This window comes from Zoogloea sp., assembly GCF_028693495.1.
In the GTDB taxonomy this organism is placed as follows: Bacteria; Pseudomonadota; Gammaproteobacteria; order Burkholderiales; family Rhodocyclaceae; genus Zoogloea.
Window position 1 is genome coordinate 20,031 of the sequence record NZ_JAQUVG010000032.1, and the last position, 10,401, is coordinate 30,431.

The window sequence follows — 10,401 nt, forward strand, 5'->3', positions numbered from 1 at the left end:
CCGTTGGGGGTAAATCCATGCCGGAGGCGACTCCCGGCAAGCTTTTGATGCGTTCATGGACACCTTGCTGAATCTCTCCACTCCTGCCGTCCTGCTCTCCAGCGCCTTCGGGCTCACGGCCCTGGGAGGCGCCTTCACGGTCTGCGCCCGCTTGCGCCAGGAACGGGAACGGTTCCGGATCGACAACGCCTTTTTCCAGAGCACCTTCCAGGCATCGGCGGTGGGCATGACGGTTGCCAACCGGGAGGGACACTACCTCCGGGTCAACCGGGCCATGTGCGATTTCGTGGGGTATTCCGAGACCGAGCTGCTGCAACGCTCCTACCAGGACATCACCTGCCTGGAGGATTTTCCGGACAGGGAGCGGGTGCGCAGCCAGTTGCTGGACGGCAGCCTGCCCCGCCTGCAGCGGGAAGTGCGCTACATCCGCAAGGACGGCCGTTCGGTGTGGGCACTGGTGGTGGCCTCCCGGGTACTGGATCAGGACGGCGACGTAGCCTACTGGGTCAGTCAGGTGCTCGACATCGACAGCCGCAAGCATGCAGAACTGGCCTTGATCGAATCGCGCCGCCAGTTACGGGAGCTGTCCAAGCACCAGGAGTCCCTGCTCGAGAATGAACGCAAGCGCATTGCCCGGGAAATTCACGACGAGCTGGGGCAGCGCCTGACCGCCCTGAAAATGGAGATTTCCCTGCTGCGCCTGGGGTTTGGTCATAACCCGGCCCTGTTCCGGATTGCCGACGAGATGCGGACCCTGGCCGATGGCACGATGGACGCGGTACGCCAGATTGCCAGCAACCTGCGCCCGGCAGTGCTCGACCTCGGCCTGGTCCCGGCCATCGAATGGCTGGCCGAGCAGTTGTACAAGCGCGCATCAATCCAGGTCCACCTGGACCTGGGCACGGAGGACATTCCCATGGACGACAACCATGTCACCGTTGCCTTCCGGGCCATCCAGGAATCCCTCACCAACATCGCCCGCCATGCCAGAGCCCAGGAGGTGCGCATCCGGCTACGCGGCAGCCGCGCAGGGCTGGACCTGCAGATCCAGGACGACGGGATCGGCTTCGATCCGGCCAGGCTCGACAGTCAGCAGGGCTTCGGGATCATGGGCATGCGCGAACGGGTCACCGCCCTCGGTGGGACCCTCGCGCTGCACAGCCAACCCGGCTCCGGCACCCGGATCACCATCGCCATCCCCCTTCAGGAGCCCACGTGATCCGGGTCCTGATTGCCGATGACCACGCCGTCGTCCGCACCGGGCTGCGTCAGGTCATCGCCACGACCCTGGACATCAGCGTGGCCGGTGAAGCCACCCGGGGCGACGAGGTTCGGGAGAAACTGCTGGATACCCCAGCCGATCTGCTCCTGCTGGACATGGCGATGCCGGGTCTGTGCGGCGTAGACCTGATCCGCGACCTGCGCGCGCGGGGCGTATCCCAGCCCATCCTGGTGCTCTCGATGCACAACGAAGAGCAGATCGTTGCGCGGGCCTTCCGGGCCGGTGCCAACGGTTACGTGACCAAGGGCAGCGAACCGGAAGTCCTGCTCGCCGGCATCCGCCAGGTGGCCGGGGGGGAACCCTTCACCGACCCGACCGTCGGCAACGCCGATCCGCTCACGGTGACAAGGCCACCGCAGCCTGCGCAGCGCCACGAGACCCTGTCAGAACGGGAACGCCAGGTCCTGCAGGGCATCGTTGCCGGTCTCTCCCTGGGGGAGATCGCCGAGCGCCTGCACCTGAGCCCCAAGACGGTCAGCACCCACAAAATGCGTCTGATGGACAAGCTCGACATCGACAACAACGCCGATCTGATCCGCTACGCCATCCACAACGGACTGGACGAGGCCTGAGGTCACAGCCAGGGGCGCCCGCCTGTCCTGCCAAGGCGGCAATAACCCCAGTCGAAATCAGGGAATCCTGACATACGGGAATGTAAAAGCTTGTTATGGTCATACGGTCATCCGCTGGCCCCTGACGGAACCGGGTCCGGAGGTGATGCAGCACTGTTTCCGGACATCGCTTTCACCACCCTGCCCTCACAACGCTTTTGCACAGACCCGTGAAGACCAACCTGCCCGTCACCCAGATCGAAGTACCGTTTCCCCCCGGCCGCTACCTGGTTTCCAAAACCGACCTGAATGGCGACATCGTCCACGCCAATGATGCCTTTGTGGACATCAGCGGATTCAGCCGCGAGGAGCTCATCGGCAGCCATCACAACATGGTGCGCCACCCGGACATGCCCCGGGAGGCCTTTGCCGATCTGTGGGGCACGGTCAAAAGTGGCCTGCCCTGGCACGGACTGGTCAAGAACCGCTGCAAGAACGGTGATCACTACTGGGTCAAGGCCTTCGTCGTGCCGATCCGCAAACAGGGCCGGACCGTAGGCTACATGTCGGTCCGCACGGAGCCCGGCCGGGAGCAGGTCGCCCAGGCAGAGATCCTTTACCAGCAGGTCAGGGACGGACGTGCCCGCTTTCCGACCATCAACCCCGGCCTGCTCGGACGCTTCTCCTTCGGCACCCGGCTGTGGGCCGTGATGGGCGGAATGGCCCTCCTGACCGCCCTGATCACCGTCGTTTCGTTTGCCGGCGTCCTGACCCCCGACAAGACCCTGCTGGTGGGGGGTGCCGCCCTTCTCAGCACCCTGGCCGCCATCTCCGTGGGGATCTACTTCTCCCTCAGGCTCAACCGTCCCCTCAGCCGGGTCTCCGCCTTCTTCGACCAGATTGCCGAAGGCAACCTGACCAACGAGGTGGACGTCACCAGCCGGGACGAGACCGGCCTGCTGTTCTGCCAGCTCGGCGGGATGCAGGTACATCTGCTGGCCATGCTGGACGACATCGCCACGGCCGCCCATGCCATCGAAAGCCGCGGCAGCCGGCTGGACACCCGGATCGGCGAGGTCCACGCCCAGTCCACCCTGCAATACGACAGCGCCAAGAGCGTGGCTGCCGCGACGGAGGAACTGAGCGTCTCGGTCCGTGAGGTGGCGAGCAGCGCGGGAGAGACCACCGCGGCGGCCCAGCGGGCCCAGGCGCTCATTGAAGCGGGCAACGCCCGCATCCACCAGACCGTCGAAAAGACCCACCGGGTCGTCGCCACGGTGACCCAGTCGAGCGAAACCATCAACGCCCTCTCGGTCGCAGTCCAGCGCATCGGCAGCATCACCCAGGTGATCTCGGAAGTGGCTGGACAAACCAACCTGCTGGCCCTCAATGCCGCCATCGAGGCAGCACGGGCCGGCGAGCAGGGCCGTGGCTTTGCGGTCGTTGCCGATGAAGTGCGGACCCTGGCCGAGCGGACCTCGTCCAGCACCCGGGATATTGCGGCCACCGTCGCGGACATCCAGACCATGACCCACCAGGCGGTGACGGCCATGGCCGCGGCACGCCAGGAGGTGCAGGACACCATCCTACACCTGCAGGAAAGCGCTACCAGCCTCGAGGGGGTGACCCTCGCTGCCGATGAGGTCACCGCCATGGCCCACACCATCTCCGCCGCGACCGAGCAGCAGACCCATGCCAGCGAGGAGGTGGCCAGCAACATGGAGCGCATCACCCAACTCATCGAAGACAACCTGCAGGCTGCCCATCAGGCCACCACATCAGCCGGCGAACTGGTCGACACCTCAACCCGGCTCAAAACCCTGATCAGCGGATTCAGAATTCACTAGCGTTCCGGAAGCTCACCTCATGCGCAACATCTCCCTTTTCAACACCGATCATCACAAATTCATCCTGCTCAACGAAAGCGAACCGGGCGAGGAGGATGGCATCCGCTCCAATCAGTATCTGGTCAGCCATGACGAGCATGGCGTGCTGCTCGATCCGGGCGGCTTCGGTGTGATGCCCCGGGTCCTCACCGAGCTGCTCCGCCATACCGGCCCGGAGAGCATCAAGGCCATCATGTTGTCCCACCAGGACCCGGACATCGTCGGCGGGATTGCCACCTGGCTCGAGATGACCCAGGCGCCCGTCTACGTTTCGCAGATCTGGCTGCGCTTCCTTCCCCACTACGGCCTGAGCTCGATGGAACGTTTCATTGGCGTCCCCGATGAAGGCATGCGCTGCGACCTGGCGCCAGGCTTCAGCCTGGACCTCATCCCTGCCCACTTCCTGCATTCGGAAGGCCAGATCAACGTCTACGACCCGGTGTCCCGGATCCTGTTTACCGGGGACATCGGCGCCGCCATGATGCCCCCCGGTGTAGAGGACGCCTACGTGGACGACTTCGAAGCGCACCTGCCCTACATCGAGGGCTTCCACCGGCGCTACATGGCCTCCAACCGGGCCGCCCGCCTGTGGGTGGATGCGGTGTCCGAGCTCGACATCCAGATGATTGCGCCCCAGCACGGGCCGGTCTACAGGGGGGGCGCCGTCCAGGCTTTCCTCGACTGGTTTCGCCACCTGGAGTGCGGCGTGGACCTGATGGTCTCGGCGGGCCGGTTCCTGCGGAAAAGCCAGCCATGAATACCGTCATCCCACGTACGCCCGAAGCTGCGGAAGAAATGCACCAGCACGTTCTCGAGAATTTCGCCGCCCTTTTTGAAAGCCAGACCCGGACCCGCCGCTTCGGAGCCAGCGTCAGCGAGATGACCCGCGAAATCCACGTGGAACTCATGGACAGCCTGCGCCAGTCCATCCGCCTGATTGAAGCCCAGACCCTCGATGAAGCCGCCCGGCTCCAGATCATCAGCGGACTGGAGCAGGCCGTGGCCCGCTGTCAGCGCCTGGACAAGACCCTGGAGCTCCTGGTCGGGGAACGGCGGCGCCAATGGCAGCAGAACGCCCGGGAGCTGCGCCAGGTGATGCTGGAATTCAACCGCACCGCCCGGGAGCTGGCCGGCACCCTGGTGGAAAAGGACCTGCTGGAACGGCAAAGCCAGGTGCTCGAGACCATCGTCCTGTCCCACGAGAAAGTCACCCAGTGGAAAGCCTTCGTCCAGGAGGTGCTGCGGGGCTTTCACGCCTTCTTTCCCTTCGACGTCTTCTTCATCGCTTTCGCCGAAGAGGACGCCCTCTCGCTGTTCATCTACTACATGGGTGATTTTCCGGAGGACGTCCGTCGCTCGGCACGCCAGAACCTGGCCCGGGACATGGCGACCCACCTCCAGATGCCGGCGGACATTCCCCTCGACATCGAGGAGTTTCAGGTCACCCATGGCAGCGACCGGACGGTAAGCAGCATCGAAGATATCCGCATGATCACGGTGCCGGTGCCCACCATTGAGGCCTCCAACCTGGCGGGTCTCCTGGGCATTGCCTACGCAGCCCTGGACGACCTGACCCCCCAGGAGAGCAGCGTGATCCATTCCATCCTGGCGGTGATGGTGATGGTGGTGGGCTCCAGCAAGGCCCTCAGCCGGACCCTCTCGGAGCTGGAATACTATTCAACCCACGACCCCCTGACCGGCCTGCACAACCGGCGCTACTTCAACGAGATCCTGGGCTACGAGGTCGGCCGGTCGGAACGCCACCAGCATGAGTTCTCGATCCTGATGCTGGACCTGGACGACTTCAAGGACGTGAACGACACCTACGGCCACCCCTGCGGCGACCGGGTACTGCAGCAGGTCGCCGACCGGATGAGGGCCACCATGCGCAATGGTGACCTGGCCACCCGGATCGGTGGCGACGAGTTTGCGATCATCCTGGTGGAAACCGGCACCACCGGCGCCCTGATCGTGGCCGAAAAGCTGCGTACCGAGCTGCGCCAGATGACCTTCTACGGCGACGAGGGGCAGGGTTTCCACATCACCACCTCCATCGGGCTGGTAACCTATCCCGGTGATGCCCACAGCATCTCCGATCTGATGGCGGGGGTGGACCTGGGCCTGTACCGGGCCAAGGAGCTGGGCAAGGACGGCATTGGCACCCTGGAATCGGTGGGAGACCGGGTGCAGGCCAGCCGCAAGACCCGGGACTACGCGGAGAAACTCCGCAGCGCCCTCAAGGAAGGCCGGGTCGTCCCCTACTACCAGAGCATCTTCGACTGCCGGACCGGTGAGCCCTTTGCCTGCGAGACCCTGGCCCGGATCATCGAACCTGACGGCCAGACCCTGCCCGCGGGCAGTTTCATCGAAACCATCGAGAAATACGGCCTGGGCCGGGAGCTGGACCGCAGCATCATCACCCAGGCCCTGAAGGCTGCCCGGGCCCGCCTGGACAAGGACTCACAGCCCTTCCGGCTCTTCATCAACCTGTCCGCCCAGGAGATCCAGGGGCGCGGCATCCTGACCTATGCCGAAGACCTGTGCGCCGAACTGGGCATTCCTCCCAACGTCATCGTCTTCGAGATCCTCGAACGGGATGCCATCGGTGACATGACCCACATGCGGAAATTTCTCAGTGACCTGCGCAAGAAAGGCTTCCTGTTCGCCCTGGATGACTTTGGCAGCGGCTACAACTCCTTCCACTACCTGCGGGAGCTGAGCTTCGACTACGTGAAGATCGACGGCGCCTTCGTGAAGAATATCGTCCGTTCTTCCATCGACCGCACCCTCGTGCGCAATCTCACCCGTCTGTGCCAGGAACTGGGCATCCTCACCATCGCCGAGTTCGTGGAGTCCGAGGACATCCTCAAGACCCTGCAGGGCATGGGCGTTGATTATGCCCAAGGCTTTCATCTGGGCCTGCCGGGCTCCCGGATGCACTGAAGGAAAGCGCAGGCGGCCGGAGTCGATGGCGGCCGCCGCGCCGTCAGCCTCTCCGGGTGCGGGCACCGAGCGCCAGCAGGAGGAGACTCGCCAAGGCCAGGGCACCCGGCTCCGGAATCCGGTTGGCGCTGCGGTTATAGCTCAGGTTATCCACGTTGAACCCCGACAGGCCCGTTCCGTTGCCGCCGAAGACCACCTGATTGAAAGGCGTGTCAGACACCAGACCGACAAAATGGAAGGTCGGCGTATCGTACAGCGCACTGCTCAAGGCCATGCCACCGGTGTCCGTGGCAACGAACCAGGCGCCGGCGGGAGATTGACTGGCGTTGAAGAACACCCCGAAGGCATTCACCGCTCCTCCGAAATTCACGCTGATGCTCTCGTTGTTGAGAAAGAAGTCCGCCCCGGAGTGGAGCACCGCCCCCAGGGAGCGATCACCAAAGCGGTTGTATGTGCTGTCAATCCGGCCGGCAAGACCGCCACTGAACGTATACGTCAGGCCATTGAGGCCTGAACCGTTTGCAAGCACGGTATCCACGGCGAGACCCTCGAAGGTTTCCGTCTGGAGACTGCCCCCCACCGCACTCAGGAACGCGGACGAACTGGTGTACGTGGCGACCGCCGCCTGGGCCGGGCAGGCAAGGCATGTCAGGGCAAGGGCGGTGGTTCCGGCCAGGATGGAGAGGCTGGACTTCGAATGAAGATTCCACATGGGGCGCTCCTCTTTGGACTTTGACTCCCGGCGGGTTGAGGGCGGACCAACTCTCCGGAAAACGTGTTATCAGGGTATGCAAACACTCAGCAAGATTCATGCGCACCCAAAACAAGCTTTATTTATCAATCACCTGAATTTTCTTGAAGAGCGTTCTGTCAGGCTGGCGTAAAAATATCCGACACCGCTCCCCCTCCCGCCCCGGAGCTGGACACGCCCGCCGGGGGCAACCACCCGCCCTCGGCGCTGCCAGCCCGGCTGGCTGCGTGCTCACGGCTCACCCGCAATGCGCCTCAAGGCCTCTGCAAGGGACTGATCTGTCCGCAGACAGAACGCATCGAAGCCACAGCGCAGCATCAAGGGCAACTGATCCTGCAGCACATCACCCACCGCCCGCAGCTCTCCCCCGTAACCATGACGCTCCCGCAGCAGACGGGCCTGGGAATACCCCCGGCCGTCGGTGAACACCGGAAAATGGATCGCGATCAGGGACAGTTCGGGCAGATCCGGCAGCAGCATGGCAGGATCCTCCTCAGGCGCCAGCCAGACGCCGCAGCCCGCCCCGCGGGCCCGGTCCCGATGCTGCAACCACTGGGACAGGGTCAACAGCACACGCCCCCCGGCCAGCGGGTCGGCAGCGCTGGGGGGCTCTGCAGGAGGCCACTGCCACAGGTCTTCCACGAGCTGCCCGCGGCAAATGATCATGCCCATGCGGCCTCCCCATAGACCCGGGCCTTGAACGGCGCCAGCCCGATGCGCTCGACGGTATCGATGAAGATTTCCTCCTCGCGGCGGCTCGCCACATAAACCTCCAGCAGGCGCCCGATCACCTCCGGAATCTGCCCGGCAGCAAAGGACGGGCCGATCACCTTGCCGAGCGCAGCCCGGTTGCCCTCCCGCCCCCCGATCGTGACCTGGTACCACTCCTCGTTGTTCTTATCCACTCCGAGGATTCCGATGTGGCCAATGTGATGGTGTCCGCAGGCATTCACGCAGCCGGACATGTTGAGTTCCAGCGGCCCCAGATCAAACTGGTAATCCAGGTCCTCGAAGCGCCGCTGGATGGCTTCCGCCACGGGAATCGAACGGGCGTTGGCGAGGGAGCAAAAATCGCCGCCCGGGCAGCACACCAGGTCACTCAGGAGACCAATATTCGGCGTGGCCAGGCCCAGGGCCCGGGCTGCCTCCCACAAGGCCGGCAGATCCTCCTCACATACCTGGGGCAGCACCAGGTTCTGCTCATGGCTGACCCGGATCTCGCCGGAGCTGTAGCGCTCGGCCAGCGCCGCTACCCCCTCCATCTGATCGGCCGTGGCATCGCCAGGGGGCATGCCGGTCTTCTTGAGGGACAGGGTCACGATGGTGCGGCCAGGCTGCCGGTGGGCCACCACATTGCGTGCCACCCAGCGGGAAAAGGGACGGCTGTCCTCCAGGGCCTTCCTGAAGGTGCCCTCTGCGCAGGCGGGCAAGGCACCCCCGGGGGGGCTGAAGAAAGCCTCCATCTCCTGGAAGCGATCCCCTGAGAGGGTTGCCGGACCGCCCCGGGTCCACGCCCACTCATCCTCCACTTCCTTCAGGAAACCAGCCAGGCCCAGATCCTTCACCAGGATCTTGATGCGTGCCTTGTACTTGTTGTCACGCCGGCCGTAGCGGTTGTACACCCGCAGGATGGCTTCGAAGTAGGTCAGCAGATCTTCCCGGGGAAGGAAATCCCGCAGCAGCTGACCCACCATCGGAGTCCGCCCCAAGCCGCCGCCCACGAAGATCTCGAAACCGATCCGGCCATCCTCCGCCACCTTCGCGCGGGCTCCGATATCGTGGAAGCGCACGGCGGCCCGGTCCTCTTCGCCACCGGAAATGGCGATCTTGAACTTGCGTGGCAGGAACAGGAACTCCGGCGCCTGGATGGACCACTGCCGGACAATCTCGCAGTAGGGGCGCGGATCCAGGATCTCGTCGGCGGCCACCCCGGCAAAGGCATCGGTAGTGATGTTGCGAATGCAGTTGCCGGAGGTCTGGATCGCGTGCATCTGGACCCGGGCCAGCTCGGCCAGAATCTCGGGCGTGTCCTCCAGGCGGATCCAGTTGTACTGGAGATTGCTGCGGGTGGTGAAGTGGCCATAGCCCCGGTCGTAGCGGCGGGCGATGTCCGCCAGCGCGCGCAACTGGGGGCTGGAGAGGGTGCCGTACGGAATCGCCACCCGCAGCATCGGTGCGTGGCGCTGGATGTACAGGCCGTTCTGCAGGCGCAAGGGGCGGAACTCGTCCTCTCCCAGACGTCCGTCAAGGAAACGCGTCATCTGATCGCGAAACTGGATGACGCGCTCGTCCACCAGGCGCTGATCGGTTTGGTTGTATCGGTACATGGGCAACTCGTGAAAGTCAGGGAAGGACGAAGGTGCTCTTTTCAACCACGCGTTCGGCGGGGGCCTGCACGGTCTGGACCTCGAAGGTGATTGGCCGGGCGCCGGGGGGGGCAGCGTCGGGCGGAACCGCCACGGTCACCTGTACCGCGCGGATGCTGCCGGGCTCCCCGGCAAAGCGGTGGCTTCCCACCAGCTCGATCCCCGGCAGCCCCTTCACGGTCACGTCGAACTCGCGGGCCTCCTCGGCCAGATTGGCGAGCTTGAGGGTGTATGCGTTCTCGATACGCCCGTCGCTCGCCTCCCGGGCCAGGCTCCCGCGGTCCCGCAGCACGTCCACCAGCAACAGGGAGCGCTGGGTCGCCGTCCACGCCCCCAGGGCCAGGAAGACCCCGATCAGGCCGCCATACACCGCCAGGCGGGGACGGCCGCTGGCACGAGGCTGGCCGGCCAGCTCCCCCTCGGAAGCAAAGCGGATCAGGCCGACGGGCTTGCCGACCCGGACCATCACCTCATCGCAGGCGTCCACACACAGGCCACAATTGATGCACTGGTACTGCAGGCCATCCCGGATGTCGATACCGGTCGGGCAGACCTGCACGCAGAGGCCGCAGTCCACGCAGTCGCCCCGCCCACCGGACGCCGGGGCGAGGCCCTTGCGGGG

Annotated in this window: 9 protein-coding genes; 5 read left to right on the forward strand and 4 right to left on the reverse strand. The window is 64.7% G+C overall.

The genetic code is table 11. The annotated features are described in order from the left end of the window. Positions 1-55: 55 nt before the first annotated feature. From PHD22_RS07335 to PHD22_RS07355, 5 genes are all read left to right on the forward strand, one after another. Complete coding sequence (locus tag PHD22_RS07335; RefSeq protein WP_299864425.1) at positions 56-1,219, forward strand: PAS domain S-box protein; 1,164 nt, start codon at positions 56-58, stop codon at positions 1,217-1,219. Next, entirely contained in the window at positions 1,216-1,854 is a 639-nt protein-coding gene (locus tag PHD22_RS07340; protein ID WP_299864428.1) for a response regulator transcription factor, read from the forward strand. The genes PHD22_RS07335 and PHD22_RS07340 overlap by 4 nt, the downstream gene beginning before the upstream one ends. 209 nt (positions 1,855-2,063) lie before the next feature. Continuing rightward, the gene (locus PHD22_RS07345; RefSeq protein ID WP_299864431.1) at positions 2,064-3,680 is read left to right on the forward strand and encodes a PAS domain-containing methyl-accepting chemotaxis protein; all 1,617 of its coding nucleotides are present in this window, start codon (positions 2,064-2,066) and stop codon (positions 3,678-3,680) included. A 19-nt stretch (positions 3,681-3,699) separates the two neighbouring features. Further along, positions 3,700-4,476 (forward strand): MBL fold metallo-hydrolase, encoded by a 777-nt coding sequence (locus PHD22_RS07350; RefSeq protein WP_299864433.1) that lies wholly within the window; start codon positions 3,700-3,702, stop codon positions 4,474-4,476. Then, a complete protein-coding gene (locus PHD22_RS07355) occupies positions 4,473-6,662 on the forward strand; it encodes a GGDEF domain-containing phosphodiesterase (protein WP_299864435.1) in 2,190 nt (729 codons plus the stop codon). The genes PHD22_RS07350 and PHD22_RS07355 overlap by 4 nt, the downstream gene beginning before the upstream one ends. A 43-nt stretch (positions 6,663-6,705) precedes the next feature. Here PHD22_RS07355 and PHD22_RS07360 read toward each other — a convergent pair whose 3' ends face one another. The 4 genes from PHD22_RS07360 to PHD22_RS07375 form a co-directional block, all read right to left on the reverse strand. Then, the gene (locus PHD22_RS07360; protein WP_299864437.1) at positions 6,706-7,374 is read right to left on the reverse strand and encodes a hypothetical protein; all 669 of its coding nucleotides are present in this window, start codon (positions 7,372-7,374) and stop codon (positions 6,706-6,708) included. Positions 7,375-7,644: 270 nt separating this feature from the next. Next, the gene (locus tag PHD22_RS07365) at positions 7,645-8,085 is read right to left on the reverse strand and encodes a DUF934 domain-containing protein (RefSeq protein ID WP_299864440.1); all 441 of its coding nucleotides are present in this window, start codon (positions 8,083-8,085) and stop codon (positions 7,645-7,647) included. Beyond that, positions 8,076-9,740, reverse strand: coding sequence for a nitrite/sulfite reductase (locus tag PHD22_RS07370; protein WP_299864443.1), 1,665 nt, complete (start codon positions 9,738-9,740; stop codon positions 8,076-8,078). Before PHD22_RS07370 ends, PHD22_RS07365 begins: the two co-directional genes overlap by 10 nt. A 16-nt stretch (positions 9,741-9,756) precedes the next feature. Then, positions 9,757-10,401: FixG Ig-like domain-containing protein (locus tag PHD22_RS07375; protein WP_299864446.1), on the reverse strand; the 645-nt coding region annotated here is incomplete at its 5' end.

What these genes read in the sequence shown, in the direction of transcription:
- PHD22_RS07350 (WP_299864433.1), top strand. Translation starts at nt 3,700, where the DNA reads ATGCGCAACATCTCCCTTTTCAACACCGATCATCACAAATTCATCCTG.
- PHD22_RS07355 (WP_299864435.1), top strand. Translation starts at nt 4,473, where the DNA reads ATGAATACCGTCATCCCACGTACGCCCGAAGCTGCGGAAGAAATGCAC.
- PHD22_RS07360 (WP_299864437.1), bottom strand. Translation starts at nt 7,374, where the DNA reads ATGTGGAATCTTCATTCGAAGTCCAGCCTCTCCATCCTGGCCGGAACC.
- PHD22_RS07370 (WP_299864443.1), bottom strand. Translation starts at nt 9,740, where the DNA reads ATGTACCGATACAACCAAACCGATCAGCGCCTGGTGGACGAGCGCGTC.
- PHD22_RS07335 (WP_299864425.1), top strand. Translation starts at nt 56, where the DNA reads ATGGACACCTTGCTGAATCTCTCCACTCCTGCCGTCCTGCTCTCCAGC.
- PHD22_RS07365 (WP_299864440.1), bottom strand. Translation starts at nt 8,085, where the DNA reads ATGGGCATGATCATTTGCCGCGGGCAGCTCGTGGAAGACCTGTGGCAG.